Raw genomic sequence first — 25,359 nt, forward strand, 5'->3', positions numbered from 1 at the left:
GGGCGCACACGGCAAGCGCGTGAACGTACGTGCGGGGGCGTCCTGGCTGTTGACAAAGGGGGCGCATGTCCGGCGGGCATATACGCCCGGTCTCTGCACCGGTTAACCGGACCCGCTCCTTCCGGCCCGCCCCCAACTCCCTTGGTCACCCGAGGTGTTCACCATCCGGACAGCTGTCCGCTATCCGAATTCGGCGGACCGGTTAACGTACTTCGGTGACGTGACCAAGTCAAGACCTGTCTTTTCCCCCGTACTTCCGGTCGAATGCCCTCGAACAGTGACCGTGTTCGAAGGGGAGGACCGCTCCAAGTGAGAGAGCAGAGAAGACCGTTCAGACCGGCCGCCTTGGCCACGGCGATCGCCGTGATCGGGGCGGCCGCTTTGTCTTCCGGGGTAGCGATGGCCGACGCGCAGGGCCCGTCGCCCGTCGCCCGGCACCAGGACCCGGCGCCCGAGCGCAACGTGGACCACGACCTCAAGGGCCCCTACAGCGAACGGCAGCAGGCCGCGCGCAAGGAGGCGCTCCAGCAGGTCATCTCCGGCGAGGCCAAGGCCACCGACCGGGGCGGCTCGAAGGTCGTCAAGCTCGGCCGCAGCAAGTACGTCGAGCTGGCCCGGCAGAAGACCGACAAGATCTTCACCATCCTCGTGGACTTCGGCGACAAGGTCGACAACACCACGATGTTCGACCCGGACGGCGACGGCCCCAAGCCCCCGGTCAAGAAGTACGGCGGCGACCCCGGCCCCGCGCACAACCAGATAGCCCAGCCGGACCGTGCCAAGGACAACAGCACGGCCTGGCAGAAGGACTACAACCAGCAGCACTTCCAGGACCTGTACTTCTCGCACGACAAGAAGAAGCAGTCGCTCGCCAAGTACTACGAGAAGCAGTCCTCGGGCCGCTACTCCGTCGATGGCGAGGTCTCCGACTGGGTCAAGGTCGACTGGAACGAGGCCCGTTACGGCTCCAACTACTGCGGCCAGACCAACTGCGCCAACGCCTGGGACCTGATCCGCGACGGCGTCAACCAGTGGGCCAAGGACCAGAAGGCCAAGGGCCGCACCGACGCCCAGATCAAGGCCGACCTCGCCAAGTACGACCAGTGGGACCGCTACGACCACGACGGCGACGGCAACTTCAACGAGCCCGACGGCTACATCGACCACTTCCAGATCGTGCACGCCGGTGAGGACGAGTCCGCGGGTGGCGGCGTCCAGAAGACCAACGCGATCTGGGCGCACCGCTGGTACGCCTACGGCAGCGACGCCGGCAAGACCGGCCCCGCCGACAACAAGCGGGGCGGCACGCAGATCGGCGACACCGGCGTCTGGGTCGGCGACTACACCATGCAGCCGGAGAACGGCGGCCTCGGCGTCTTCGCCCACGAATACGGTCACGACCTGAGCCTCCCGGACGAGTACGACACCACCGGCACCGGCGAGTCCTCCGTCGACTTCTGGTCGCTGATGTCGGGCGGCTCCTGGCTCGGCACCGGCAAGGACAGCATCGGCGACCTGCCCGGCGACATGAGCGCCTGGGACAAGCTCCAGCTGGGCTGGCTCAACTACGCCAAGGCGAAGGCCGCGACGAAGTCCACCAGCAAGCTGGGCGTCGCCGAGTACAACACCAGGAACAAGCAGGCGGTGGTCGTCGAACTGCCCGCCAAGGCCGTCAAGACCGACGTCGTCCCGCCCGCGGAAGGCTCCAAGCAGTGGTGGAGCGGCATGGGCGACGACCTGCAGAACACCCTCACCCGCTCCGTGGACCTCACCGGCAAGGCGAAGGCGTCGCTGAACCTCAAGGGCTGGTGGGACATCGAGAAGGACTACGACTTCCTCTACGCCGAGGTCTCCACGGACGGCGGCGCCGACTGGACCGCCCTGGACGGCACCGCGGGCGGCAAGGCCATCCCGCGTGACGGCAGCGACAAGCCCGCCCTGACCGGCACCGTCGCCGCCTACCAGGACCTCGTCTACCCGCTGGACGCCTACGCGGGCAAGAAGATCGACCTGCGCTTCCGCTACCAGACCGACGGCGGCGCCGCCCAGAAGGGCTTCGCGGCCGACAGCATCAGCGTGGTCGCCGACGGCGCGCCGCTGTTCAGCGACAACGCCGAGGGCGACGACAACGGCTGGACCACCAAGGGCTTCTCGCGCATCGGCGGGTCCTTCACCAAGGACTACCCGCAGTACTACATCGCCGAGAACCGCCAGTACGTGTCGTACGACAAGACCCTCAAGGTCGGCCCGTACAACTTCGGCTGGCGGACGGCCAAGCCGACCTGGGTGGAGCACTTCCCGTTCCAGAACGGTGTGCTGATCTGGCTGTGGGACACCTCGCAGGCGGACAACAACGTCGGCCAGCACCCGGGCCACGGGCTGATCCTCCCGGTCGACGCGCACCCGACGGCCGAGCACTGGACCGACGGCACGCTGATGCGCAACCGCTTCCAGACCTACGACTCGACCTTCACCCGCTTCCGGACCGACGCGCTGACCCTCCACAAGGACGGCGCGGAGGTCAAGATCAGCTCGAAGAAGGGCGTCACGCTCTTCGACGACCGGCACGGCGTCTACTACGACAAGACGAACCCGACCGGCGGTGTGATCGTTCCTGACACCAACACCCGGATCAAGATCACCAAGGAGGCCCGGGACGGCTCCACGGTGACGATCAAGGTCGCCCCTGCTGGTAAGTAAAAGATAAAACCAGCAGGTCAACACGCGATCGCCGTCGCCCCCTAGCGGGCGGCGGCCGATTCGCGTTTAGATGCGCACTACAGTTCCTTATTGACGCCAAGTCTCACGGGGGAGATATGCACATGTCCGGCGGCGGTTTCACCAGGCTTCCCGGCGGAAGCGTGGTGGTCGCCCTGTCCCTGCCCAGACCGGCCCACGGCCCGCGCTCCGGCCCGTACGAGTGCGGCTGCCGGGTCCGGGTCCTGGTGCACGCCGTGAACCGCCAGCGCGCCCTGACCAGGCTGCGCAACCTCGGCCTGCGCGCGGTCTACCTCCGCGGCAACACCGAGCCGCCCACCCCGGACGAGGTCACGGCCGTCCTGCACCACCCCGACGGCCTCGTCTGGCGCGAGACCCCGGACGACGACACCGAGTCCTGGCACCCCATACGCGCCCTCTGGCGCCCCCGCCCCGTCCACCCGGCCCGCCCGACCCCCGAGCCGGCCCCCCTGATGACGAACGAGGACGACCGCCCGGCCTCGGCGGCCTGAGGTACGGCGGCCCGGGATACGGCGGCCCGTGGGCCGGGCGCGCACCGCCCGGCCCAGGGGCCCGACGGGCGGCGAGGAGGCCGGGCCGGGCCGAGGCCGGCCGCCCTCCGGCCGAGGTCCCGCCGACGCGGCGCTCACCCGCCCGGAACGACCGACCGAGGTCGGACTCACCCGCCCGGACCAACCGACTGCTGTCGGACTCACCCGCCCGGAACAACCGACTGATGTCGGACTCACCCGCCCAGAACGACCGGCTTGCCCGTCAGCTCCGCGCCGGCCGTCCGCAGCTCCTCCAGGGCCCGCTCGGTCGTACGGGCGGCCACCCCGGCGGTCAGGTCCAGCAGCACGTGCGTACGCAGCCCGGCGCCGACCGCATCCAGAGCGGTACGCCGGACGCAGTGATCGGTCGCGATGCCGACCACGTCCACCTCGGTGACGCCGTGCGCCCGCAGCCAGTCGCCGAGCCCGGTGCCGTTCTCGTCGGCGCCCTCGAAGCCGCTGTACGCGGCGGAGTGCGCGCCCTTGTCGAAGACCGCGTCGATCGCGCCGGAGGCGATGGCCGGGGCGAAGTTCGGGTGGAAGCCGCTGCCCTCCGTGCCGGCCACGCAGTGCACCGGCCAGGAGTGCTCATAGTCCGGGTGGTCGGAGAAGTGGTCGCCCGGATCGATGTGGTGGTCCCGGGTGGCCACGACGTGGCGGTAGCAGCTGCCGGCGGTCTCGGCGATCAGATCGGTGATGGCCGCCGCGACATCCGCACCTCCCGCCACCGCGAGGCTGCCGCCCTCGCAGAAGTCGTTCTGCACGTCAACGACGATCAATGCCCGGTGCATGGTGCGTGCCTTCCGGCTGGGAATCGGTAAGAGGGCGCGGAGCGCGGAGCGGTGGTGTGACCGAGGGTAGCCACTGCCGGGCATTTCCGGGAGTGCCCCACCACCCCACCCACCGGCAGCTACACACTGTGATATCTTACGGGGAACTAATAACTCTCTGTGATCGTTGCCGGAAAAGAAGGAGGCCCGCCCGGCCCGAGCAAGAGCAGGCGCCCCCTCAAAAAGGCCCCCTCAAGAGGCCCCTCACAAGGCCCCATCAACAGGCCAGCAGACACCAGGCGGAGCCCACGGACCGCAGGCCAAGTCGGCGGACCGCAGCCGGACAGAACCGCAGTCAGACAGAACCGCAGCCGGACGGAACCGCAGCCGGACGGAACCGCAGCCGGACGGAACCGCAGGCGGGCTCACCCTGCACCCTGTCCCTGTCGCACGAACTCCGGCCGCCTCACCCCGTCACACGAACTCCGTCGGCAGTACCGGCTCGCCGCGTGACAGCTGGGTGGCCGACAGCGGCAGGCGGGCGCGGGCGGTGATGTGGCGGTCGCGGGTGGCGTCCAGCGGCTCGCGGGCCACGACCTCGCCCCCGGTCACCAGCGGCACCTGCAGCTGGTGGTCCGCCAGTTCCGCCGGGACCGGCCCGGTGCCGATGACCTCGGCTTCCGCGACGCCGTGCTCATCGAGCCGGCGGGCGGCCCATTTGCGGCCGCCGACCGAGGTCTTGGCGCCCATCGACTTCTTGGCGACCGGCTGCAGCGGCGCGCCCGGGGCGTTGCTCTCGGCGCGGGCGACCAGCTTGTAGACCATCGAGCAGGTCGGGTGTCCGCTGCCGGTCACCAGCTGGGTGCCGACGCCGTACGCGTCGACCGGGGCGGCGGCCAGCGAGGCGATGGCGTACTCGTCCAGGTCGCTGGTGACGACGATCTTGGTCTTCTCGGCGCCCAGCTCGTCCAGCTGCTGGCGCACCCGGTGGGCGATCAGCAGCAGGTCGCCGGAGTCGATCCGGACGGCGCCCAGGCCCGGGCCGGCCACCTCGACGGCGGTGCGCACGGCCTCGGCGACATCGAAGGTGTCCACGAGCAGGGTGGTGCCGCTGCCGAGGGTCTCCACCTGGGCGGTGAAGGCGTCGCGCTCGGTGTCGTGGAGGAGGGTGAAGGCGTGCGCGCTGGTGCCCACGGTGGGGATGTTGTAGCGGAAGCCGGCGGCCAGGTCGGAGGTGACGTGGAAGCCGCCGACGTAGGCGGCGCGGGCCGCGGCGACGGCGGAGAGTTCATGGGTGCGGCGGGCGCCCATCTCCATCAGGGGGCGGTCGCCGGCGGCGACGGCCATCCGGGAGGCGGCCGCGGCCACCGCGGAGTCGTGGTTGAGGATCGAGAGGATGACCGTCTCCAGGAGGACGGCCTCGGCGAAAGTGCCCTCGACGCGCATGATCGGCGAGCCGGGGAAGTAGACCTCGCCCTCGGGGTAGCCCCAGATGTCGCCGCGGAAGCGGTAGTCGGCGAGCCAGGCCAGGGTCGGCTCGTCGAGGATGCCGCGCTCGCGCAGGAAGTCGAGGATCGTGTCGTCGAAGCGGAAGTTCTCCACCGCGTCGAGCACCCGGCCGGTGCCGGCCACCACGCCGTAACGGCGACCCTCGGGCAGCCGGCGGGTGAAGACCTCGAAGACGGCGCGCCGGTCCGCGGTGCCGGACCGCAACGCGGCCTGCAGCATGGTGAGTTCGTACTGGTCGGTGAAGAGCGCAGTCGACGGCACGGCCACCGGCAGCCCCAGGTCTGCTGTGTTCATGAGGGAGATGCTACCCCCAATACTCGTCACTTTGACGATAGTGGTGGAGGCGCCGGACCCGCCCCCCACAGGACCCGCCCGGGCCCCCGCACCGGAACCACTCGGGCTCCCGCCCCGACCCCGCCTGGGCCCCCGCACTGACCCGACCGGGCTCCCGCACCGGAACCACTCGGGCTCTCGCCACGGACCCGCCCGGACCCCCACCTCGGACCCGACCGGGCTCCCGCCCCAACCCGCCCGGGCTCTCGCCACGGACCCGCCTAGGCCCCCACCCCGGACCGCCCAGGCTCAACATCCCCGGCGCGCCCGGGCCCTCACAACGTCCTCACCCCACCCCCCGGTTCACCTCTCACCCCGCCCGCCCCCTCCAACCCCGCTCGTCCCTCACCCCACCCCCCATCCACCCCTCACCGGCCGCCCCTTCCACCCCTCACCCCGCCCGCCCCCTCCACCCCTCACTTCACCCCAGCCCCATCCCCCCGACGCGGCCCAGGTGAGGGGCATTTGTGCATGGCAGGCCCCTGGGTGGCAGCATGGGGCGTGTGAGCGCCCACCCGTCACCCACGATCACGCTCCGGCCGCACCACTGCACGCTCAGTGTGCCGGTCGAGATCGAGCGTCCCGAGTCGAGCGAGGCCCCGTTCGAGGTGCCCGAGCCGGACGTCCCGTGGGTCACGATCGTCCACAACGACCCCGTCAACCTCATGAGCTACGTCTCCTATGTCTTCCAGACGTACTTCGGTTACTCCAAGGACAAGGCGCACCAGTTGATGCTCGACGTCCATCACAAGGGCCGCGCGGTGGTCTCCAGCGGCAGCCGCGAGGAAATGGAACGGGACGTACAGGCCATGCACGGCTACGGCCTGTGGGCGACCCTGCAGCAGGACCGCCGATGACCGGACACTTCGAGCCGCTGCCCGACGGCGGCGCGGCGGTACCGCTCGACGAGGTCGAGATCTCCATCCTGCGCAGCCTCGCCGTGCAGCTGATGGAGCTGATCGGGCCGGGCGAGCAGGCCGCCGACGACGAGAGCGAGGACCTGCTGGCGTCGGTGTTCAACGACGGCCCCAGCGAGCCGCCCGCCGACCCGGTCCTGGCCCGGTTCTTCCCCGATGCCTACGGCGGTCCGGACCTGGTGCCGGACGATGACGTGCGGGCCGCGGCCGCGGAGTTCCGCCGCTATACGGAGAACGATCTGCGCGCCCGTAAGCGGTCGGACGCCCTCGCGCTGATCCGGGCGCTGGACACCCTCTCGCCGTCCGGTGGTGATCCGGCGGTGCTGCGGCTGACCGCGGACGAGTGCCGGCAGTGGCTGGGTGCCCTCAACGACCTCAGGCTGGCGATCGGTACGCGCCTGGAGGTCACCGACGAGGAGGACGGCGGCGAGCTGCTGCGGCTGCCGGACAGCGATCCGCGCAAGCCGATGGTGATGGCGTACCTGTGGCTGGGCGGGCTGCAGGAGACGCTCGTCGAGTCGCTGACGGCCTGAAATCTACTTGCAGGGGGCACGGGGTTCGGTTGCCGGTGGCAGGCGGATCCGCCCACGGGAGTGGGCAGGGGCGGTTTCGGCCGTGGGTCGGGGGGCCGGCGGCAGGTAAATGGCCGCCCGAAGGGGAGGGAGCCGGGCATATCGCCCGACGTGTCCCGATGCGCCGGGGGCTGGGTGTTCGCTCAGCGGAGGCTCAAATCCGGATAACGATCGCGTCACACCCAGCCGTGTAGTGCGCCGCCATTCGCCCCCCTTGTCCGTATTTGCCGGGCGCGTGACGTATCTCATCCCTAGGCGATCAAGTTAACGCCGTGATAAATGTTCACGACCTGCCGCGCGTGACGCCACCCTTGTCGCCGCGGGAGCGCTGAGCCGGCCGACCGTCGGCGTGCAGGACTCCATCCGGGGGGATCGGGACCCGATCCGGACAGACCGGGTCGGTATGGAGAAAGGCGCACCATTCATGACCTCTGTGCAGGTCGACAAGCAGCACGACGGCAACGAGGCAGCTGGAAAGGCCCCCGAAGAGGGCTACCAGCGAGGTCTGGGCAACCGGCAGATCCAGATGATCGCCATCGGTGGCGCCATCGGTACGGGCCTGTTCCTCGGAGCGGGCAAGGCCATTTCGATGGCCGGGCCGAGCATCATCCTCGCCTACGCCATCGTCGGTCTGGTCATCTTCTTCATCATGCGGGCCCTGGGCGAGCTGCTCATGTACCGGCCCGTTTCCGGGTCTTTCTCGGAATACGGCCGGGAATTCCTCGGCCCGTTCATCGGCTTTGTGACCGGCTGGACGTACTGGCTCTTCTGGGTCGTCACCGGAATTACCGAGGTCACCGCCGCGGCCACCTACGTCCAATACTGGAACAAGGGCATACCGCAATGGGTGTCGGCGCTGGTCTTCACCGTCGCGCTCTTCGGCATCAACCTGATTTCGGTGAAGCTCTTCGGTGAGCTCGAATTCTGGTTCTCGATGGTCAAGGTCACCGCGATCATCGGCATGATCCTCATCGGCATCGGCGTGATCACTCTCGGTTTCTCCGACGCCGGTGACACCGCCTCGTTCACCCTGCTCTGGTCGCACGGCGGGTTCTTCCCCAAGGGCATCGGCGGCACGCTGATGACGCTCCAGATCGTGATGTTCGCCTTCCTGGCCGTCGAACTCGTCGGCGTCACCGCCGGTGAGGCGACGAACCCGAAGAAGGTCCTGCCCAAGGCGATCAACACCGTGCCGTGGCGGATCGGCCTCTTCTACATCGGTGCGCTGATCATCATCCTGTCCGTGGTCAGCTGGACGGTCTTCAAGCCGGGCGTGAGCCCCTTCGTCGCCGCATTCCAGCAGATCGGCCTGCCCGCCGGCGCCGGCATCGTCAACTTCGTCGTGCTGACCGCCGCGCTCTCCTCGGCCAACTCCGGCATGTACTCCACCGGCCGGATGCTGCGCGACCTGGCGCTCAACGGCCAGGGCCCGAAGTTCTTCACCAAGCTCAGCAAGAACGGCCTGCCCACCTGGGGCACCGGCGTCTCCGTCGCGATGATGCTGGCCGGCGTCTGGATCAACTACCAGTGGCCCGGCGAGGCGTTCAACTACGTCGTCTCCTTCGCCACCATCTCCGGTATGTGGGCCTGGATCGTCATCCTGCTCTCGCAGCTGCGCTACCGCGCCAAGGCGAACCGCGGCGAGCTCCCGCAGTCCGAGTTCAAGGCCCCCGGCAGCCCCTACACCTCGGTGTTCGCGCTGGCCTTCATCGCCATGGTGATCGTGATGATGGGCATCGACCCGGACGCCCGGATCTCGCTCTACGCGGCTCCCGTGTGGGCGCTCATCATGGGCGTCGGCTACCTGTGCATCCAGCGCAAGAACGCCGCCGAGGCCGCCAACGCCCCGGCGGACCAGGGCTGATCGACCGGCCGTCCGGCGCCGCCGGCCGTCCGGAAGGACCGCTGTCCAGCATGCGGGCCGGCGCGTACCACTCTTCGGTACGCGCCGGCCCGCGTGTCTATTCTTGGCGCCATGCTGACCCTCACCAAGGCCCTCCACGACCGGATCGTCGAGCACGCCCGCCAGGACCACCCCGACGAGGCCTGCGGAGTGGTCGCGGGCCCGGCCGGCAGCGGCCGCCCCGAGCGGTTCATCCCGATGCTGAACGCCGCCCGGTCGCCCACGTTCTACGAATTCGACTCCTCGGACCTGCTCAAGCTCTACCGGGAGATGGACGACCGGGACGAGGAGCCGGTGATCATCTACCACTCGCACACCGCCACCGAGGCCTACCCCTCGCGCACCGACATCTCGTACGCCAACGAGCCCGGCGCCCACTACGTGCTGGTCTCCACCGCCGACACCGACGACGCCGGGCCCTTCCAGTTCCGCTCCTTCCGGATCGTCGACGGCACGGTCACCGAGGAAGAGGTCGAGATCGTGGCGGAGTACTCCTGACCGGCCCGAACGGCGCGTCCGGCGGCCGGGCGGCCGGCCCGGGAAGAGCGCGTCCCAACTGGCGTACACCAACCGTCCGCATGATGGGACATGGTTCCAATACCCGGACCGGGAATCGATACGATGCCCGCATGGTTGACCACGACGTGAGCGAGAAGAGGCCGGGCATGCTGCTGCTCGCTCCGCTCGCCACGCGTCGCTCCGCATCGGCCCTGCTGGGCGCGTTCGGCTGCGGAGCCGCACGGCTGCACGTCGATCTGTGCCGCCTGTCCAGCGCCATCTGTCCGCGCTGCGCCGCCGGCTGACCCGGTCCGCCCGGGCGCGCGGCGCACGCCGCCGGCACCCCGCCCTTCCGCACCCCCCGCGTCACCCGCCGCCCACCCGGCAACCCGCCGCCGTGCAACGGGACGCACCGCACCCGCCACCGCACCCACTCCCACAGGAGCTCTCCCATGGCCATCGAGGTCCGAATTCCGACCATCCTGCGCACCTACACCGACGGCCAGAAGGCCGTCGAGGGCACCGGCGAGACCCTCGCCGACCTGTTCGCCGACCTCGACAGCCGGCACGCGGGCATCCGCGAGCGCCTCGTCGAGGGCGAGCAGCTGCGCCGCTTCGTGAACGTCTACCTCAACGACGAGGACGTGCGCTTCCTGGAAGGCATCTCCACCAAGCTGGCCGACGGCGACAGCGTCACGATCCTGCCGGCCGTGGCCGGCGGAATGGTCTAAAGGTGCGCTACGACTCCCCGCTGGCGGCGGTCGGGAACACCCCTCTCGTCCGCCTCCCGCGCCTCTCGCCCTCCGAGGACGTCCGTATCTGGGCGAAGCTGGAGGACCGCAACCCCACGGGCTCGGTCAAGGACCGCCCGGCGCTGCACATGATCGAGCAGGCCGAGAAGGACGGCCGGCTCACCCCCGGCTGCACGATCCTGGAGCCCACCAGCGGCAACACCGGCATCTCGCTCGCCATGGCGGCCAAGCTCAAGGGCTACCGCATGGTGTGCGTCATGCCGGAGAACACCTCTTCCGAGCGGCGCGAGCTGCTCGCCATGTGGGGAGCCGAGATCATCTCCTCGCCCGCGGCCGGCGGCTCCAACACGGCCGTCCGGGTCGCCAAGGAACTGGCCGCCGAGCACCCGGACTGGGTGATGCTCTACCAGTACGGCAACCCCGACAACGCCGGTGCGCACTACGCCACCACCGGCCCCGAGATCCTCGCCGACCTGCCCTCGGTCACCCACTTCGTGGCCGGCCTGGGCACCACCGGCACCCTGATGGGCGTCGGCCGCTATCTGCGCGAGCAGGTCCCCGGCGTCCAGATCGTGGCCGCCGAACCGCGCTACGACGACGTGGTCTACGGCCTGCGCAACCTCGACGAGGGCTTCATCCCCGAGCTGTACGACGAGTCGGTGCTCACCACCCGCTTCTCGGTCGGCTCCGAGGACGCGGTCCGCCGCACCCGCGAACTCCTCGCCGAGGAAGGGATCTTCGCCGGCATCTCGACCGGCGCGGCGCTGCACGCCGCGATCGGCGTCGGCCGGAAGGCGGTCAAGGCCGGGCAGGGCGCGGACATCGTCTTCGTCGTCGCCGACGGCGGCTGGAAGTACCTCTCGACCGGCGTCTACACCGCCGAGTCCACCGAGGCGGCGATCGCCACGCTGCACGGGCAGCTCTGGGCCTAGCGGGACACCGGCACCGGGCCGGTCCGGCGGGGGCCGGGGCGGCCCGGGCGACGGGCGTCGTACGGACCGGCGACGGGGCGCTGCCGGCGGGCCTCGCAGGCCCGGCAACGGGCCCTCGCGGCGGGCGTCGCACGGCCGTGCGGGCCGTCAGCCCGGACTGGTGATTCCGCCCACAGCTCGCCCCGCCGGAGGAGCCACCGGACCTTTTGCGCCTTACGCTCGTGGGCACCGCACAGAACGCCCAAGACCCGGCAGCACCCGGCAAAGGCCCCGCCGGGAGTACCCGCACGGACCGCCGGCCGCCGCCCCCGCCCACGGAGGTTCACCCCCGTATGAAGCTCACTGTCGTCGGTTGCTCGGGGTCGTTCCCTTCCACGGAATCGGCCTGTTCGAGCTACCTCGTGGAGGCCGACGGCTTCAGGCTGCTCCTCGACATGGGCAACGGCGCCCTGGGCGCGCTGCAGCGCCACTCCGGCCTGTACGACCTGGACGCCGTGCTCCTGTCGCATCTGCACGCCGATCACTGCATCGACCTGTGCGGCTATTTCGTGGTGCGCTACTACCGCCCGGACGGCGGCCGCTGCGACCCGATGCCGGTCTACGGGCCGGCCGGCACCGAGCAGCGGCTCACCGTCGCGCACGCCGACGTGCCGCACGACGGCGCGATGAGCGAGGTCTTCGACTTCCGCACGCTGACGCCCGGCACGTTCACCGTCGGGCCGTTCACCATCCGCACCGAGCGGGTCAGCCACCCGGTGGAGGCGTTCGGCTTCCGCATCGAGCACAACGGCCGGTCGCTGACGTACTCCGGCGACACCGGGCCCTGCGAGGCGCTGGACTCCCTGGCGGCGGGCAGTGACCTCTTCCTGTGCGAGGCGTCGTTCACCTACGGCAAGGAAGACATCCCGGACCTGCACCTGAACGGGCGGGAGGCCGGCGAGCACGCCCGGCGGGCGGGCGTCGGCCGGCTGGTGCTCACCCACATCCCGCCGTGGACCGACCCGGAGATCAGCGTCCGCGACGCACAGAAGGTCTACGACGGGCCGGTCGAGGTCGCCCGGGCGGGCGCGGTCTACGAGCTCTGAGCGGGCGGACCGGCCTCCCGCCCCGACGCGACAGGGCCCCGGAACCAGCTGCGGTTCCGGGGCCCTGTGCCGTGTCGCGGCGTGACGCCCGTGTGGTGGCCTGACGCCGTGGGCGCGGCGGTCTACGCCTTCGTCAGGTCCTCGATCTCCTCCTCGGGCTCCCGGCCCGGGGTGGTCAGGTTGAACTTGCTGATCGCGAACCGGAACAGCACGTAGTAGACCACCGCGAAGGCCAGGCCGATCGGGATGATCATCCAGGGCTTGGTGGCGAGGTTCCAGTTCAGCGCGTAGTCGATGAAGCCGGCCGAGAAGGTGAAGCCGTCGTGCACGCCCAGTGCCCAGGTCAGCGCCATCGAGACGGCGGTCAGCACCGCGTGGATCGCGTACAGCACCGGGGCGATGAACATGAACGAGAACTCGATCGGCTCGGTGATGCCGCAGACGAACGAGGTCAGCGCCAACGAGATCATCATGCCCAGCACGGCCTTGCGGCGCTCGGGGCGGGCGGCGTGCGCGATGGCAAGGGCGGCGGCCGGCAGACCGAACATCATGATCGGGAAGAAGCCGGACATGAACTGGCCGGCGGACGGGTCGCCGGCGAAGAAGCGGCCGATGTCGCCGTGCGCGACCTTGCCAGCGGCGTCGGTGAAGTCACCGAGCTGGAACCACGAGACGGTGTTGACGAACTGGTGCATGCCGATCGGCAGCAGCGCCCGGTTGATCAGGCCGAACAGGCCGGAGCCGGCCGCACCGAGCCCGGTCATCCACTCGCCGAAGCCGGAGATGGCGCTGCCGACCGGCTCCCAGACGAGGAGGAACAGCACGCCGACGGCGGTGCCGACGAACGCCATGATGATCGGGACGAGCCGGCGGCCGTTGAAGAAGCCCAGCCATTCCTTCAGCTGCTTGCGGTGGTAGCGCTGCCACAGGACCGCGGCGAGCAGCCCCATGACGATGCCGCCGAGGACGCCGGGGTTGTTGACGACCGGCTCGACCCACTTGCCCTTCTCGATGTGGCCCGCGGTGACCGGGAACGCCTTGAGGACATTGCTGTAGACCAGGAAGCCGACCAGGGCGGCGAGCGCCGTGGAGCCGTCGGACTTCTTCGCGAAGCCGATGGCCACGCCTATGCAGAACAGCAGCGGCAGGTTGTCGAAGACCGCACCACCGGCCGCGGCGAAGACCTTGCTGACGTCGACCCAGCCCAGGCCCTTCTCGCCGAAGACGTCCGGCTGGCCGAGGCGGTTGAGGATGCCCGCGGCGGGCAGTACGGCGATCGGCAGCTGGAGGCTGCGGCCGATCTTCTGCAGGCCCTGGAACAGGCCGGAGCCCCGCTTCTTCGCGGGGGCCGCCTTCGCGGCGGTGGCCGAACTCATCGGATTCCTCCTGGTGAAGCGGGCATGTGCAGGGGGGAGGCCCGCTGGTTGGTCTACACCTTGGTCTACACCACCGGTGGTTTAGACCATTCTTAGCATGTAGTCCGGGCATAAAGGAATCCATTCTTCCAAGTGGTGTGGACCACAGGGGGACCGGCCCCCGAAGACGCCCTGCTCACCGGCCCGCCGGGCCTTCCGAGGCCCTTCCGGACACCTCCCGCAGGCCCTCCGCAGCCTTCCCGACGCCCTCCGCCCCCGGACGCACCCGCCCCTACTTCACGTTCTCCCGCTCCATCGCGTCCCCCACCTCGTCCGGCTCGCGCCCCGGCGTCCGGAGGTCGAACCTCGTGATCACGAAACGGAAGACGAGGTAGTAGACGGCGGCGAAACACAGGCCGATCGGAATGATCAACCAGGGCTCCGTCGCCAGCCCCCAGTTGATGACGTAATCGATCAGGCCGGCCGAGAAGCTGAAGCCGTCGTGCACCCCCAGCTCCCAGGTCACCGCCATCGAGACACCGGTCAGCAGCGCATGGGCCGCGTACAGCAGAGGCGCGATGAAAAGGAACGAGTACTCGATCGGCTCGGTGATGCCGGTCACGAACGAGGTCAGCGCCACGGACAGCATCAGCCCGCCGACCTCCTTGCGGCGGTGCGGCTTGGCACAGTGCGTGATCGCCAGGGCGGCCGCCGGGAGCGCGAACATCATGATCGGGAAGAAGCCCGAGGTGAACTGGCCGGCGTTCGGATCGCCCGCCAGGAACATGTTGATGTCACCGTGCACCACCGTGCCGTCCGGCCTGGTGTAACTGCCGAACTGGAACCAGATCGGCACGTTGAGGAACTGGTGCAGCCCGATCACCAGCAACGCCCTGTTCGCCACACCGAAGACGCCCGCTCCCCAGGCGCCGAGGTTGCTGAGCCATCGGCTGAAGCCCTCCAGGGCGTCGCCGATGGGCGGCCAGACCCACAGGCACAGCGCGGCGAAGGCGATCGCCACGAAGGCCATGATGATCGGGACCAGCCGGCGGCCGTTGAAGAAGCCGAGCCAGTCGACCAGCCTGGTGCGGTGGTACCGGACCCAGAAGAAGGCGGCGAGCAGCCCGATGACGATGCCGCCGAACACACCGGGATTCTGGTACGTGAACGCCGTGGCCGTCGCGTCCGGAGCCACACAGCCGACCCCCGGCACGGATTTCGCCCCGCCGGCACAGACCTTGGGGAACTGCCGCAGCACGCCGTAATAGACGAGGAAACCGGCGAGGGCGGCAAGCGCGGTCGAGCCGTCGGACTTCTTGGCCATGCCGATGGCCACGCCCACGCAGAAGAGAAGGGGCAGCCCGAGGGCGCCGTCGAGCAGGGCGCTGCCCGCACCCATCATGACCTTGGAGACCGCGTCCCAGCCCAGCCCCTCCGCCCCGAACACGTCCGGCTGCCCCAGACGGTTGAGGATCCCCGCCGCGGGCAGGACCGCAATCGGCAGCTGCAGACTCCGCCCCATCTTCTGCAGCCCCTGGAAGAGGTCCGACGCCCACTTCCTCCTCGGCTCCGCCGCCGCTGCGTCCGCACTCATCCGCGCCGTCCTCCCGGCAGCCGCCCCGCCGACGGCCGGCCCGCTGCGTACCGCATACTGGTGGTGTAGACCACTTGGCGGCGGTCGCCGAACGCGCGCCCGCCGTCGCGTGATCACCGTCCCGGTGATCGCCCACCTGGTGATCGCCATCCTTCGTCAGACAGCGGACAAACGCCCACATAGTTGGGCTAAACGTGCGTTACGGTGTGAAAACCGCACGGCGGCACCGCCGGCGGCCGAGACAAGCAGGAGTGGACATGGCCAGCAAGGCTGAGAAGATCGTCGCCGGCCTCGGCGGACTCGACAACATCGAAGAGGTCGAAGGCTGCATCACCCGCCTCCGCACCGAGGTCTCCGACGCCTCCCTCGTCGACGAGTCCGCCCTCAAGGCCGCCGGCGCCCACGGCGTCGTCAAGATGGGCAACGCGATCCAGGTCGTCATCGGCACCGACGCCGACCCCATCGCCGCCGAAATCGAAGACATGATGTGAGGACCTGAACCCACAGCGCCGGCCCCCCGGGCCGCGCCCCGCTCACCCTCCCAAGGCCCCGCCCCCGGACGCCCACCGCCCGGAACGGGGCCTTCACCATTCCCCGATAGGGTCTACGCCATGTCTCGCATCGACGGCCGCACCCCCGAACAGCTCCGCCCCGTCACCATCGAACGCGGCTGGAGCAAGCACGCCGAAGGCTCCGTCCTCATCGCCTTCGGCGACACCAAAGTCTTCTGCACCGCCTCCGTCACCGAAGGCGTACCCCGCTGGCGCAAGGGCACCGGCGAGGGCTGGGTCACCGCCGAATACTCGATGCTGCCCCGCTCCACCAACACCCGCGGCGACCGCGAATCCGTCCGCGGCAAGATCGGCGGCCGCACCCACGAGATCAGCCGCCTCATCGGCCGCTCCCTGCGCGCCGTCATCGACTACAAGGCCCTCGGCGAGAACACCATCGTCCTCGACTGCGACGTCCTCCAGGCCGACGGCGGCACCCGCACCGCAGCCATCACCGGCGCATACGTCGCCCTCGCCGACGCCATCACCTGGGCCCAGCACAAGAAGCTCATCAAGCACGGCCGCAAACCGCTCACCGGCACCGTCTCCGCGGTCAGCGTCGGCATCGTCGACGGCACCCCGCTCCTCGACCTCTGCTACGAGGAAGACGTCCGTGCCGAGACCGACATGAACGTCGTCTGCACCGGCGACGGCCGCTTCGTCGAGGTCCAGGGCACCGCCGAGGCCGCCCCCTTCGCCCGCGACGAACTCAACGCCCTCCTCGACCTCGCGGTCAGCGGCTGCACCGACCTCGACACCATCCAGCGGACGGCACTGGCCGGCACGCTCTGACGTCAAGGGGCAGCGGGGCTCGGAGCGATGGGGGTCCTGCAGTCGCCCCATGCCCGGATCACGTGGATCACGCCAATGTCCCCCGGTCCGGCGGCCGGATCATGCCGCCGCCGGACCCCCGGGCAACCAAAGACCCCCGGCCCCGCGTTTCCTCCTTTGCCTGCACATGACCCGGGACGCCCGCCCCGGCTCATGCCCCGCCGAGGAAGGAAACACCACCCCATGGCCCCCAGCACCCTCCGCCGCCGACCCACCCCCCTCGCCCTCGCCGCATTAGCCGCCGCCACCCTCACCGTCCCCTTCCTCACCGCCTGCGGAGCCGTCCAGAAGGCCGTGGACTGCGCCAAGACCGCCACCTCCGTCGTCAACGCCGTCGACAAACTCCAGCAGGCCGCGGACAACGCCCTCACGGACCCGAAGAAGACCCAGCAGGCCCTCGACAACATCGACAGCAACCTGCGCAAGCTCAGCAACGAGGCCAACGACCCCGAACTGTCCAAGGCCATCGACAAGACCAACACCGGCATCAAGAACGCCCGCAAGGACATCGAGAACAACAAGGCCCCCGACATCCAGCCGATCGTCGACGGCACCAGCCAGATGACCAAGATCTGCACCCCGGGCTGACCGGCGTACGGCGGCGGTGCCCCGCCCGGGGCACCTCCCGGCACCACGCCCGGGATAATCGGCCCATGCAGCCAGAAACCGGCGGACGCGCCGCACCCCACCGCCGCCTGATCCTCGCCACCCGCAACGCCGGCAAGATCCGCGAACTCCACGCCATCCTGGACGCGGCCGGCCTCGACGTCGAACTCGTCGGCGCCGACGCCTATCCCGACGTCCCCGACGTCAAGGAAACCGGCGTCACGTTCGCCGAGAACGCCCTCCTCAAGGCACACGCCCTGGCCCGGGCCACCGGCCACCCCGCCGTCGCCGACGACTCCGGCCTCTGCGTCGACGTCCTCGGCGGCGCCCCGGGCATCTTCTCCGCCCGCTGGTCCGGCAAGCACGGCGACGACCGGGCCAACCTCGACCTGCTCCTCGCCCAACTCTCCGACATCGCCGACGAACACCGCGCCGCCCACTTCGCCTGCGCCGCGGCCCTCGCCCTCCCCGACGGCACCGAACGCGTCGTCGAGGGCACCCTCGAAGGCACCCTCCGCCACACCCCCGCCGGCACCGGCGGCTTCGGCTACGACCCCATCCTCCAGCCCCTCGGCGAGGACCGGACCTGCGCCGAACTCACCCCCGACGAGAAGAACGCCATCAGCCACCGGGGGAAGGCGTTCCGGGCGTTGGTGCCGGTGGTGGGGGAGTTGTTGGGCTGACTTGACGGAGCAGGCCCCGCACCTATGAATCGAAGGTGCGGGGCCTGTCCAACCTGTGCGCCCGGTCGGATTCGAACCGACAGACACGACCACCTAAAGATCGCCGCTCAGCCGTTGGCGTACGGGCGCGTGTGCTGCGGGCTACTTTACTGCGCGGAGCCGCCTGTCCGTGAGGAGACCTCCACCATTAGGCCGGTCGTTGACCTCCTCGACACCACGTGGCAGTGACGGCGTGACAGTTCGGGCACAGCAATCGCAGGTTCTCGCGACGGTCGTCGCTCCAGTCCCCGCTGATGTGATCGACCTCCAGTGTCATCGGCTTACCGAGCCATTCGGGGCCGACACCGCAGCCGGCGCACTCCTCAGGGACACCGACCTCGCGTAGCGCTCGACGCAGCAGACGGGTTCGCGTTCGGTGCGTCCCGTCGTGCGCGACCAAGATCTCTTCGGGGCGTTTGATGGGAGTCGCGCCCGGCTTCCCACGCTGATGCGCCTGCCCCAGGAAGTGTGCGGTCGTCAGGTGGTCGTCCGCGATCCATCTGCGAAGGTGGGCCCGTTGGGCCCCGCTGTCCGGCCGCCCCAGGCGGCGCAGCACCGCGGCGATGGACACTGACTCGGCGACCGCGACGCGCAACTCCTCAGGTGTGGGTCGGGTGGACCGCCCATAGGGGCGGAAGTGGCTGATATCGATGTCGAAGTGAGCGAATCGCTTCAGCAGGTAGCGGCGGAGGGATCCGTAAGGCCGGGTACCTAAATAGGCGATGACCTCATCGATGTCGGAACAGCAAGCGGCCGCTTCTGCCAGCCGTTCGCGGGTGTACTCCACATCGCTGCTCATGCGGTGGCACCCCCGGTGCGCCCCTTTCCGCGTCCCCGGTAACTGTCCGTTGTGGAGTGGCAGTTGGGACAGAGGAGCCGCAGGTTCCCGATCCGGTTGTCGCGCCAGTTGCCATCGATGTGGTCGACCTCAAGCGGCAGCGGGTGACCTCGCCAGACCGCTTTCGTACCGCAGCCCGCACATCGCTCAGGGACGCCCAGGGCCGCCATCGCCCACTTGAGGCGGTCGCTCGGGATGCGCCGGGCCTGCGCGACAGGCTGCTCGACGAGCAGGGCTTCCGGCGTCCGGCGACGCCATTGCTTGCCGCGTTGGGTGGGCAGCTGGAAGTGCGAGGTGTCGATCCCGTACGCCTTGATCCGGCGGCTGATGTGCGTGTGGTGACCGCCGACGACCTCAAGTCCGAGACGGCGCAGGACTTCGCACATGTTCGAGGAGGCGGCGACCGCTTCGTGCAGGACTTCCTTCGTCCACTTGGCCCCCTCCCGCTCGAAGTGCGATGTGTCCACCCCCATCCTCTTCATCCGCTCCCGGAGGTATTTCCGCTTCTCCCCCTTCGCCTCCACCCCCAACTTCCCCAACGCCTCCGACAACGTCCGCGACGACGACGCCGCGGCCTCCAGTCGCTCACGGGTGTACGGGCTGACCGGCATGGATGCCTCCCCTCCGGCACCGGAACCGCCCCGGTGCTCGCTCGAACAGAACAACGATCGAACGCCGGGGCGGTTACGCAGGGTCAGGAAGAGGGAAAGCAGGTTCCGGTCAGAAGCGGGGCTCCTGGACCTGGGCCGTGATGAGTTCGACGGCCTCTTCCTTGGTGGCTACCGAGGGTGGGGAGCCGTCGAGGGGCTGCTGGGCGGTTTCCTTCATGCAGGCGACGGCGATGACGCCGACGAGGGCGGCGCCCATCGTGTAGTAGGCGGGGACCATCACGTTCTGGCCGAAGGCGTCCATCAGGGCGGTGATGACGAGCGGGGTGGTGCCGCCGAAGAGGGAGACCGCGAGGTTGTAGCCGATGGAGAGGGAGCCGTAGCGGACCTGGGTGGGGAACAGGGCGGGGAGGGCCGCGGACATGGTGCCCAGGAGGCAGACCAGGGAGAGGCCGAGGAGGGCCATGCCGAGGCAGACGGTGAGGATCGTGCCCTGTTTGACCAGGAGGAAGGCCGGGATGGCCAGGAGGAAGAAGCCGAGCATGCCGGCCATCAGGAGCGGCTTGCGGCCGTAGCGGTCGTTGAGTTTGCCGACCGTGCTGATGATGCACATCAGGGCGATCATCGTGCCGAGGAGGATCAGCAGGCCGTGGGACTCCTCGTAGTGGAGGGTGTCCGTCAGGTAGGTCGGCATGTAGGAGAGCAGCATGTAGTCGGTGATGTTGTACGCGCCGACCAGTGCGATGCAGAGGATGAGGGTGGGCCACTGCTGGGCGAAGATTTCGCCCAGTTTCTTCTTCGGGGCGTTTTCGGAGAGGTGGGAGAATTCCGCTTCGGCCTCGACGACGGAGCCGGTGGCGTGGTGGGTGTGGGCCGCCTCGAATTTCTGGAAGGCGGGGGTTTCGTCGAGCTTGACCCGCAGGTAGAGGCCGACCAGGCCGAGCGGGCCGGCGATGAGGAAGGGCAGGCGCCAGGCCCAGGAGTTCATCGTGTCGTCGCCGAGCAGGGTGGTCAGGAGCAGGACGATGCCGGCGGCGCCGGTGTAGCCGATGAGGGTGCCGAGTTCGAGGAAGCTGCCGAAGAAGCCGCGCTTCTTGTCGGGGGCGTATTCGGCGATGAAGGTCGAGGCGCCGCCGTATTCGCCGCCGGTGGAGAATCCCTGGACGAGGCGGAAGAGGATGAGCAGCGTCGGGGACCAGAAGCCGATGGTGGCGTAGGACGGGATCAGGCCGATGCAGAAGGTGCCCAGGGCCATCATGATCATGGTGAGGGCGAGGACCTTCTTGCGGCCGATGCGGTCGCCGAGCGGGCCGAAGTAGGCGCCGCCGAGGGGCCGTACGAGGAAGGCGACGGCGAAGGTCGCGAAGGACGACAGCAGGCTGGTGGTGTCGCTGCCGCCGGGGAAGAAGACCTTGCCGATGGTGACCGCGAGGTAGCTGTAGATGCCGAAGTCGAACCATTCCATGGCGTTGCCGAGGGCGGCGGCCTTCACCGCGCGCTTGACGACGCGCTCGTCGGTGACGGTGATGTCGGTGCGGCGGAGTTTGGGGTTTCTTCGCCGGGCGACGGCACGGAAGAGCCACCGGTGGCGCTTGAGCGCTTCCCGGTCCTGGTCGGGAGCGCGGTCGGCTTCGGTGCTGCCGGTCGGCACGAGGCGGTCCTCTCGGTCGTTCGGCGCGCGGGGCGCGGCGGGTGCGACGGATACGACAGGTGCGCCTGCGCAGTGGAGCGCGGATCAAACCACTCTGGCCGTACGAAGCGATGTACGTCACGTGTGGGTGGGCCGTCCGGGGCAGGGTGGGGGCGGATGATCGGGGGTGCGCCAGGGGTGTGACGGTGCTTGTTACAGGACTGGTACACAGCCGCGCGGTCACTGCAGTATTCGGGCAATCTGCCTGTGTCGCGGGGGCGGGAGAGTGGCGGGGTCGGGCGTGGCAGTGGTGTGTGCTGGTGTGGGTACGGGGCGTGGTCCCCGGGAGGAGATCGTGATGACCGACCGCGAAGGGTCCCGCTGGGTGCGGGGGCGTACCGCGCTGGTGGCCTTTGTCGTGGTGACGGCGCTGGCGGCCGGTGGGGTGTGGTGGAGTCAGGTGCCGGACCGGGCGTCGGCGGTGGATGCGGCGCCGAAGACGGCGGCGGTGCAGGAGGTCAAGGAGGACGCCAAGCAGTCGGGGGGGCTGCCGGGGGTGCGGGACTGCGGTATCGGGGAGCCGGAGGTGAAGCCGCAGGTGATCACGTTGACGTGTGCGGATGCGGGGATGGTGGCGACCGCGATCACGTGGAAGAAGTACGGGGCGCGGGATGCGCTGGGGGTGGGTGTGGTGCAGGTGGAGAAGACCGCCGCCGGTGTGGGGACGGATTCGGGTTTTCCGGCGACGTTCCGGTTGTACAACCCGAAGTCGGTGGACGGCGGGCTGGCGTTCACGGGTCTTGAGGTGACGTACGAGGGGTCGACGCCGCTCGGGGACACGACGGAGATGTACAACCTCGCGTGATGGGCATTCGAGGCCGGATCGCGCTGGCCATTTCGTGTATGACGGCGCTGGCTGTGGTGGTGCTCGGGTTTGCCGTGCATCACATAGCGGATGCGGAGCGGGAGCGTTCGGCGCGGTCGTATCAGGACGACCGGCTGAGTTCTGCGCTGCAGATCTACGAGCGGGACGGGACGCTGGCGCTGGGTGCGCAGCTGGATGATGCGACGTTGCCGGGGCCGTTGCGGGAGGCGGTGTTCAAGAGCCGTTCGGGGACGTATGTCAGTGGTGGTGAGGATCCGCGGGTGTGGGCGGCGACCGGGGTCGGTGACGGCGGTGGGGGGCGGCCGGCGCGGTCGTTGTCGGTGTCGGCGGCGTATCCGGATGACGATCCGGCGCAGGTGGCGTTGGACCGGGCGTTGTTGATCGCTGGGTGCGGCACGGTCGGGTTGATGGCGGTGGTGTCGTGGTTCGTGGCGCAGCGGTTGTCGCGGCGGTTGCGGCTGAGTGCGGCGGCGGCGCGGCGGATCGCGGCGGGGGAGCCGCCGGATGCGGATGCGTTGGCGAGCCATGGCCGGGACGAGGTGGCGGAGCTGGGCCGGAGTGTGCATCACATGGCGACGTCGTTGGCGGCGCGGGTGGAGGCCGAGCGGGAGTTCACCGCGGATGTGGCGCATGAGTTGCGGACGCCGGTGGCGGGTCTGGTGGCGGCGGCGGAGTTGTTGCCGCAGCCGCGGGCGGTGGAGATGGTCCGGGACCGGGCGCAGGCGATGCGGCGGCTGGTGGAGGATCTGCTGGAGGTGTCGCGGTTGGACGCGGGGGTGGAGCGGGCGGATCTTGATGCGTGTGAGTTGCCGTCGTTGGTGCGGGGGATCGTGAAGCGGGCGGCGCGGCAGCGTGGGGTGGATGAGGTGTCGGTGTCCGTGGAGGGGGAGCCGCGGATCGTGGAGACGGATCGGCGGCGGGTGGAGCGGGTGTTGGTGAACCTGCTGGCGAATGCGGCCAAGCACGGGAAGCCGCCGATCGAGGTGGTGGTGGCCGGGTCGCGGATCGTGGTGCGGGATCACGGGCCGGGTTATCCGGCGGAGTTGTGTGCGGAGGGGCCGCGGCGGTTCCGTACGGCGGCGCCGGAGCGGGGGACCGGGCACGGTCTGGGGTTGACGATCGCGGCGGGGCAGGCGGAGGTGCTGGGGGCGCGGTTGGACTTCGGCGCCGCCGCGGAGGGCGGCGCCGAGGCCGTGCTGGAGTTGCCGGACCGGGCGGCGGTGGGGCCGGCGGTGCCGGCTCCGGGGTGGTGAGGGGTTGCGGGGGTTACAGCCCGAGGTCCTTGATGATCTTGGCGACGTGGCCGGTGGCCTTGACGTTGTAGAGGGCGCGTTCGACCTTGCCGTCCTCGTCGACGATGACGGTGGAGCGGATGACGCCGGTGACGGTCTTGCCGTAGAGCTTCTTCTCGCCGTAGGCGCTGTAGTTCTCCAGGACGGTCTTGTCGGGGTCGCCGAGGAGGGTGACCTTGAGGGCTTCCTTCTCGCGGAACTTGGCGAGCTTTTCCGGCTTGTCGGGGGAGATGCCGATGACGTCGTAGCCGTGGCCGGCGAGGAGGTCGAGGTTGTCGGTGAAGTCGCAGGCCTGCTTGGTGCAGCCGGGGGTGAGGGCGGCGGGGTAGAAGTAGACGATGACCTTGCGGCCCTTGTGGTCGGCGAGCGAGACCTGCTTGCCGTCCGCGTCGGGCAGGGTGAAGGCGGGGGCGGTGTCGCCGGGCTGCAGTCGCTCGCTCATGGCTCTCCTCGTACGGCGGGGTCAGCGGGATCGGTACGCCTTCGACATTAGCCACCGGGACTGACAGCCGGGGCGTGTGGGGCGTGCCGGGCGCGCGAAACGGGGGTGCTGTGGGGCGCGCGCGGGTGTGAGCTGACAGACTGTCCATCATCGGATGGCGCGAGACGACGGAGGCAGCGCGGTGGCGGAGGCCAGGACCCCGGCGCAGATCGAGGCGGACATCGTCCGCAGGCGGCAGGAGCTCGCCGTCACGCTCGACGAGATCGGTGTGCGGCTGCACCCGAAGACGATCATGGGTGAGGCGAAGGCGAAGGCGATGTCGGCGGTGGACCGTACGGCGGGCCGGGCGTATGTGGTCACCCACCGTGCGCTCGCGGACGTGCGGGGGCAGCTGGTGTCGGAGGACGGGGTGCCGCGGCTGGAGCGGATCGTTCCGGTGGCGTTGGTCGGTGTGGCCGTGGTGGGGCTGCTGACGCTGCGGGCCAGGCGGCGCGACTGAGCGGCGGGGCCGGGCGGCCGGGCCGGGCCGAGTGGTGGCGCGGGGCGTCGGTGGCCGGGCCGATCCGGGCTGCGGTGCGTGATCGGGGCGCCGGGCCAGGTACGGTCATGGCGTGAGCCCGAATAACACCAAGGACACCCACGACAAGCTGCCGATCCGGATGCTGCACGACCGTGTGCTGGTCCGGACGGACATTCCCGAGGGCGAGCGCCGCTCGTCCGGGGGCATCGTCATTCCCGCGACCGCGGCGGTCGGCCGGCGCCTGGCCTGGGCCGAGGTCGTCGCCGTGGGGCAGAACGTGCGGACCGTCGAGGTGGGTGACCGGGTGCTGTACGACCCGGAGGACCGGGCCGAGGTCGAGGTGCGCGGTGTGGCGTACGTGCTGATGCGCGAGCGGGATCTGCACGCGGTGGCCGCGGAGCGGCTGGAGGGCGCGGAGGACGCGACGGGGCTGTATCTGTAGCCGACCGCCGGTGGCGGATGCGGCGGACGGACGGGATGCGGGCGGTGACCGGGGTCACCGCCCGTTCCGCTGTCCTGACCTGCCCGTTTTGCTAGCCTCGGAAGCCCCGACGAGACGCGCCGTACCGGGTCAGGACAAGACGACGCACCCCTGTTGACCGAGGTTCACGGAGGTGCCGTCATGGCGTGGGTCCTGCTGGTGGTCGCCGGTCTGCTGGAGGTCGGCTGGTCGATCGGGATGAAGTTCACCGAGGGGTTCACCCGGCTGTGGCCGAGCGTGTTCACCGGCGGGGGCATCGTCGTCAGCATGCTGCTGCTGTCGTACGCGGCCCGGACCCTGCCGATCGGTACCGCCTACGGCGTGTGGGTCGGTATCGGGGCGGCCCGTGCCGCGGTGGTCGGGATGGTGGTGCTCGGTGAGCCCGCGACGGCGGCCCGGATCTTCTTCATCTGTCTGCTGCTGGTGGCCGTGGTCGGTCTGAAGGCGACGTCCGGCCACTGAC

The 25,359-nt window shown here is 69.7% G+C and carries 27 protein-coding genes, 1 tRNA gene and 1 riboswitch; of the genes, 19 read left to right on the forward strand and 9 right to left on the reverse strand.

Annotation, left to right across the window (positions count from 1 at the left end; all coding sequences use genetic code 11):
• Positions 1 to 309 precede the first annotated feature (309 nt).
• Together ACZ7MX_RS24130 and ACZ7MX_RS24135 are read left to right on the forward strand one after the other, a co-directional pair.
• On the forward strand, positions 310 to 2,700 hold the full coding sequence (locus ACZ7MX_RS24130; protein ID WP_472135234.1) for an immune inhibitor A domain-containing protein: 2,391 nt from the start codon (positions 310 to 312) through the stop codon (positions 2,698 to 2,700).
• 122 nt (positions 2,701 to 2,822) lie between these two features.
• Positions 2,823 to 3,230 (forward strand): hypothetical protein, encoded by a 408-nt coding sequence (locus ACZ7MX_RS24135; protein WP_472135236.1) that lies wholly within the window; start codon positions 2,823 to 2,825, stop codon positions 3,228 to 3,230.
• Between the two features lie 233 nt (positions 3,231 to 3,463).
• Here ACZ7MX_RS24135 and ACZ7MX_RS24140 read toward each other — a convergent pair whose 3' ends face one another.
• Together ACZ7MX_RS24140 and ACZ7MX_RS24145 are read right to left on the reverse strand one after the other, a co-directional pair.
• Complete coding sequence (locus ACZ7MX_RS24140) at positions 3,464 to 4,060, reverse strand: isochorismatase family protein (protein WP_472135238.1); 597 nt, start codon at positions 4,058 to 4,060, stop codon at positions 3,464 to 3,466.
• Between the two features lie 453 nt (positions 4,061 to 4,513).
• A complete protein-coding gene (locus ACZ7MX_RS24145) occupies positions 4,514 to 5,842 on the reverse strand; it encodes a nicotinate phosphoribosyltransferase (protein ID WP_472135240.1) in 1,329 nt (442 codons plus the stop codon).
• A gap of 542 nt (positions 5,843 to 6,384) precedes the next feature.
• Here ACZ7MX_RS24145 and clpS point away from each other — a divergent pair.
• From clpS to ACZ7MX_RS24185, 8 genes are all read left to right on the forward strand, one after another.
• Positions 6,385 to 6,738 (forward strand): ATP-dependent Clp protease adapter ClpS, encoded by a 354-nt coding sequence (clpS, locus tag ACZ7MX_RS24150; RefSeq protein ID WP_051733358.1) that lies wholly within the window; start codon positions 6,385 to 6,387, stop codon positions 6,736 to 6,738.
• The gene (locus tag ACZ7MX_RS24155) at positions 6,735 to 7,331 is read left to right on the forward strand and encodes a DUF2017 domain-containing protein (protein WP_472135242.1); all 597 of its coding nucleotides are present in this window, start codon (positions 6,735 to 6,737) and stop codon (positions 7,329 to 7,331) included. The genes clpS and ACZ7MX_RS24155 overlap by 4 nt, the downstream gene beginning before the upstream one ends.
• Positions 7,332 to 7,794: 463 nt before the next feature.
• A complete protein-coding gene (locus tag ACZ7MX_RS24160; protein WP_472135244.1) occupies positions 7,795 to 9,234 on the forward strand; it encodes an amino acid permease in 1,440 nt (479 codons plus the stop codon).
• Between the two features lie 111 nt (positions 9,235 to 9,345).
• The gene (locus tag ACZ7MX_RS24165; RefSeq protein WP_472135246.1) at positions 9,346 to 9,771 is read left to right on the forward strand and encodes a M67 family metallopeptidase; all 426 of its coding nucleotides are present in this window, start codon (positions 9,346 to 9,348) and stop codon (positions 9,769 to 9,771) included.
• A gap of 131 nt (positions 9,772 to 9,902) precedes the next feature.
• The gene (locus ACZ7MX_RS24170) at positions 9,903 to 10,076 is read left to right on the forward strand and encodes a putative leader peptide (protein ID WP_199816418.1); all 174 of its coding nucleotides are present in this window, start codon (positions 9,903 to 9,905) and stop codon (positions 10,074 to 10,076) included.
• Between the two features lie 147 nt (positions 10,077 to 10,223).
• A complete protein-coding gene (locus ACZ7MX_RS24175; RefSeq protein WP_030414509.1) occupies positions 10,224 to 10,502 on the forward strand; it encodes a MoaD/ThiS family protein in 279 nt (92 codons plus the stop codon).
• 2 nt (positions 10,503 to 10,504) lie between these two features.
• A complete protein-coding gene (locus ACZ7MX_RS24180; RefSeq protein ID WP_030414508.1) occupies positions 10,505 to 11,455 on the forward strand; it encodes a PLP-dependent cysteine synthase family protein in 951 nt (316 codons plus the stop codon).
• 332 nt (positions 11,456 to 11,787) lie between these two features.
• Entirely contained in the window at positions 11,788 to 12,540 is a 753-nt protein-coding gene (locus ACZ7MX_RS24185; RefSeq protein ID WP_472135249.1) for an MBL fold metallo-hydrolase, read from the forward strand.
• Between the two features lie 122 nt (positions 12,541 to 12,662).
• Here ACZ7MX_RS24185 and ACZ7MX_RS24190 read toward each other — a convergent pair whose 3' ends face one another.
• Both ACZ7MX_RS24190 and ACZ7MX_RS24195 read right to left on the reverse strand, forming a co-directional pair.
• The gene (locus ACZ7MX_RS24190) at positions 12,663 to 13,916 is read right to left on the reverse strand and encodes a PTS transporter subunit EIIC (RefSeq protein WP_472135251.1); all 1,254 of its coding nucleotides are present in this window, start codon (positions 13,914 to 13,916) and stop codon (positions 12,663 to 12,665) included.
• Between the two features lie 271 nt (positions 13,917 to 14,187).
• A complete protein-coding gene (locus tag ACZ7MX_RS24195; RefSeq protein ID WP_472135253.1) occupies positions 14,188 to 15,489 on the reverse strand; it encodes a PTS transporter subunit EIIC in 1,302 nt (433 codons plus the stop codon).
• A gap of 257 nt (positions 15,490 to 15,746) precedes the next feature.
• On the opposite strand from ACZ7MX_RS24195, the gene ACZ7MX_RS24200 reads away from it, so the two are divergent.
• From ACZ7MX_RS24200 to rdgB, 4 genes are all read left to right on the forward strand, one after another.
• On the forward strand, positions 15,747 to 15,980 hold the full coding sequence (locus tag ACZ7MX_RS24200; protein ID WP_472135255.1) for a PTS sugar transporter subunit IIB: 234 nt from the start codon (positions 15,747 to 15,749) through the stop codon (positions 15,978 to 15,980).
• A gap of 120 nt (positions 15,981 to 16,100) precedes the next feature.
• Positions 16,101 to 16,832 (forward strand): ribonuclease PH, encoded by a 732-nt coding sequence (gene rph, locus ACZ7MX_RS24205; protein ID WP_472135257.1) that lies wholly within the window; start codon positions 16,101 to 16,103, stop codon positions 16,830 to 16,832.
• A gap of 222 nt (positions 16,833 to 17,054) precedes the next feature.
• The gene (locus ACZ7MX_RS24210; RefSeq protein ID WP_472135259.1) at positions 17,055 to 17,459 is read left to right on the forward strand and encodes a hypothetical protein; all 405 of its coding nucleotides are present in this window, start codon (positions 17,055 to 17,057) and stop codon (positions 17,457 to 17,459) included.
• A 65-nt stretch (positions 17,460 to 17,524) separates the two neighbouring features.
• The gene (gene rdgB / locus ACZ7MX_RS24215; RefSeq protein WP_472135260.1) at positions 17,525 to 18,160 is read left to right on the forward strand and encodes an RdgB/HAM1 family non-canonical purine NTP pyrophosphatase; all 636 of its coding nucleotides are present in this window, start codon (positions 17,525 to 17,527) and stop codon (positions 18,158 to 18,160) included.
• A 56-nt stretch (positions 18,161 to 18,216) separates the two neighbouring features.
• Here rdgB and ACZ7MX_RS24220 read toward each other — a convergent pair.
• The 4 genes from ACZ7MX_RS24220 to ACZ7MX_RS24235 all read right to left on the reverse strand — a co-directional run bounded on the left by ACZ7MX_RS24220 (position 18,217) and on the right by ACZ7MX_RS24235 (position 21,296).
• Positions 18,217 to 18,289: transfer RNA gene (locus ACZ7MX_RS24220), tRNA-Leu, on the reverse strand.
• A 58-nt stretch (positions 18,290 to 18,347) separates the two neighbouring features.
• Positions 18,348 to 18,998, reverse strand: coding sequence for an HNH endonuclease (locus ACZ7MX_RS24225; RefSeq protein ID WP_472135262.1), 651 nt, complete (start codon positions 18,996 to 18,998; stop codon positions 18,348 to 18,350).
• Entirely contained in the window at positions 18,995 to 19,648 is a 654-nt protein-coding gene (locus ACZ7MX_RS24230; RefSeq protein WP_472135264.1) for an HNH endonuclease signature motif containing protein, read from the reverse strand. The genes ACZ7MX_RS24225 and ACZ7MX_RS24230 overlap by 4 nt, the downstream gene beginning before the upstream one ends.
• Positions 19,649 to 19,757: 109 nt before the next feature.
• Positions 19,758 to 21,296 carry an MFS transporter gene (locus ACZ7MX_RS24235; protein ID WP_472135266.1) on the reverse strand — a complete coding sequence of 513 codons (1,539 nt, stop codon included), beginning with the start codon at positions 21,294 to 21,296 and terminating at the stop codon, positions 19,758 to 19,760.
• A 337-nt stretch (positions 21,297 to 21,633) separates the two neighbouring features.
• Here ACZ7MX_RS24235 and ACZ7MX_RS24240 point away from each other — a divergent pair, with 337 nt between their 5' ends.
• On the forward strand, positions 21,634 to 22,140 hold the full coding sequence (locus tag ACZ7MX_RS24240; RefSeq protein ID WP_472135268.1) for a hypothetical protein: 507 nt from the start codon (positions 21,634 to 21,636) through the stop codon (positions 22,138 to 22,140).
• A complete protein-coding gene (locus tag ACZ7MX_RS24245; RefSeq protein ID WP_472135270.1) occupies positions 22,140 to 23,414 on the forward strand; it encodes a sensor histidine kinase in 1,275 nt (424 codons plus the stop codon). Before ACZ7MX_RS24240 ends, ACZ7MX_RS24245 begins: the two co-directional genes overlap by 1 nt.
• Positions 23,415 to 23,427: 13 nt before the next feature.
• Here the strand turns inward: ACZ7MX_RS24245 and bcp are convergent, their stop codons facing one another.
• Positions 23,428 to 23,895: a thioredoxin-dependent thiol peroxidase gene (gene bcp / locus ACZ7MX_RS24250; RefSeq protein WP_472135272.1), complete on the reverse strand. Its 468-nt coding sequence runs from the start codon at positions 23,893 to 23,895 to the stop codon at positions 23,428 to 23,430.
• Positions 23,896 to 24,076: 181 nt separating this feature from the next.
• Here bcp and ACZ7MX_RS24255 point away from each other — a divergent pair, with 181 nt between their 5' ends.
• The 3 genes from ACZ7MX_RS24255 to ACZ7MX_RS24265 all read left to right on the forward strand — a co-directional run bounded on the left by ACZ7MX_RS24255 (position 24,077) and on the right by ACZ7MX_RS24265 (position 25,358).
• Complete coding sequence (locus ACZ7MX_RS24255) at positions 24,077 to 24,394, forward strand: DUF3618 domain-containing protein (RefSeq protein ID WP_030414494.1); 318 nt, start codon at positions 24,077 to 24,079, stop codon at positions 24,392 to 24,394.
• A 160-nt stretch (positions 24,395 to 24,554) separates the two neighbouring features.
• The gene (locus ACZ7MX_RS24260; RefSeq protein WP_048828920.1) at positions 24,555 to 24,857 is read left to right on the forward strand and encodes a GroES family chaperonin; all 303 of its coding nucleotides are present in this window, start codon (positions 24,555 to 24,557) and stop codon (positions 24,855 to 24,857) included.
• A gap of 85 nt (positions 24,858 to 24,942) precedes the next feature.
• A riboswitch (guanidine-III (ykkC-III) riboswitch) is annotated at positions 24,943 to 25,006 on the forward strand.
• Positions 25,007 to 25,037: 31 nt separating this feature from the next.
• A complete protein-coding gene (locus tag ACZ7MX_RS24265; RefSeq protein WP_472135274.1) occupies positions 25,038 to 25,358 on the forward strand; it encodes a DMT family transporter in 321 nt (106 codons plus the stop codon).
• Position 25,359 lies beyond the last annotated feature (1 nt).

It is taken from the genome of Streptomyces sp. NPDC107765 (assembly GCF_055657085.1).

What these genes read in the sequence shown, in the direction of transcription:
- ACZ7MX_RS24210 (WP_472135259.1), top strand. Translation starts at nt 17,055, where the DNA reads ATGGCCCCCAGCACCCTCCGCCGCCGACCCACCCCCCTCGCCCTCGCC.
- rdgB (WP_472135260.1), top strand. Translation starts at nt 17,525, where the DNA reads ATGCAGCCAGAAACCGGCGGACGCGCCGCACCCCACCGCCGCCTGATC.
- ACZ7MX_RS24240 (WP_472135268.1), top strand. Translation starts at nt 21,634, where the DNA reads ATGACCGACCGCGAAGGGTCCCGCTGGGTGCGGGGGCGTACCGCGCTG.
- ACZ7MX_RS24185 (WP_472135249.1), top strand. Translation starts at nt 11,788, where the DNA reads ATGAAGCTCACTGTCGTCGGTTGCTCGGGGTCGTTCCCTTCCACGGAA.
- ACZ7MX_RS24135 (WP_472135236.1), top strand. Translation starts at nt 2,823, where the DNA reads ATGTCCGGCGGCGGTTTCACCAGGCTTCCCGGCGGAAGCGTGGTGGTC.
- ACZ7MX_RS24160 (WP_472135244.1), top strand. Translation starts at nt 7,795, where the DNA reads ATGACCTCTGTGCAGGTCGACAAGCAGCACGACGGCAACGAGGCAGCT.
- ACZ7MX_RS24190 (WP_472135251.1), bottom strand. Translation starts at nt 13,916, where the DNA reads ATGAGTTCGGCCACCGCCGCGAAGGCGGCCCCCGCGAAGAAGCGGGGC.
- ACZ7MX_RS24140 (WP_472135238.1), bottom strand. Translation starts at nt 4,060, where the DNA reads ATGCACCGGGCATTGATCGTCGTTGACGTGCAGAACGACTTCTGCGAG.
- ACZ7MX_RS24170 (WP_199816418.1), top strand. Translation starts at nt 9,903, where the DNA reads ATGGTTGACCACGACGTGAGCGAGAAGAGGCCGGGCATGCTGCTGCTC.
- rph (WP_472135257.1), top strand. Translation starts at nt 16,101, where the DNA reads ATGTCTCGCATCGACGGCCGCACCCCCGAACAGCTCCGCCCCGTCACC.
- ACZ7MX_RS24245 (WP_472135270.1), top strand. Translation starts at nt 22,140, where the DNA reads ATGGGCATTCGAGGCCGGATCGCGCTGGCCATTTCGTGTATGACGGCG.
- ACZ7MX_RS24225 (WP_472135262.1), bottom strand. Translation starts at nt 18,998, where the DNA reads ATGAGCAGCGATGTGGAGTACACCCGCGAACGGCTGGCAGAAGCGGCC.
- ACZ7MX_RS24260 (WP_048828920.1), top strand. Translation starts at nt 24,555, where the DNA reads ATGCTGCACGACCGTGTGCTGGTCCGGACGGACATTCCCGAGGGCGAG.
- ACZ7MX_RS24265 (WP_472135274.1), top strand. Translation starts at nt 25,038, where the DNA reads ATGGCGTGGGTCCTGCTGGTGGTCGCCGGTCTGCTGGAGGTCGGCTGG.
- ACZ7MX_RS24175 (WP_030414509.1), top strand. Translation starts at nt 10,224, where the DNA reads ATGGCCATCGAGGTCCGAATTCCGACCATCCTGCGCACCTACACCGAC.
- ACZ7MX_RS24155 (WP_472135242.1), top strand. Translation starts at nt 6,735, where the DNA reads ATGACCGGACACTTCGAGCCGCTGCCCGACGGCGGCGCGGCGGTACCG.
- ACZ7MX_RS24230 (WP_472135264.1), bottom strand. Translation starts at nt 19,648, where the DNA reads ATGCCGGTCAGCCCGTACACCCGTGAGCGACTGGAGGCCGCGGCGTCG.
- ACZ7MX_RS24165 (WP_472135246.1), top strand. Translation starts at nt 9,346, where the DNA reads ATGCTGACCCTCACCAAGGCCCTCCACGACCGGATCGTCGAGCACGCC.
- bcp (WP_472135272.1), bottom strand. Translation starts at nt 23,895, where the DNA reads ATGAGCGAGCGACTGCAGCCCGGCGACACCGCCCCCGCCTTCACCCTG.
- ACZ7MX_RS24200 (WP_472135255.1), top strand. Translation starts at nt 15,747, where the DNA reads ATGGCCAGCAAGGCTGAGAAGATCGTCGCCGGCCTCGGCGGACTCGAC.
- ACZ7MX_RS24195 (WP_472135253.1), bottom strand. Translation starts at nt 15,489, where the DNA reads ATGAGTGCGGACGCAGCGGCGGCGGAGCCGAGGAGGAAGTGGGCGTCG.
- ACZ7MX_RS24145 (WP_472135240.1), bottom strand. Translation starts at nt 5,842, where the DNA reads ATGAACACAGCAGACCTGGGGCTGCCGGTGGCCGTGCCGTCGACTGCG.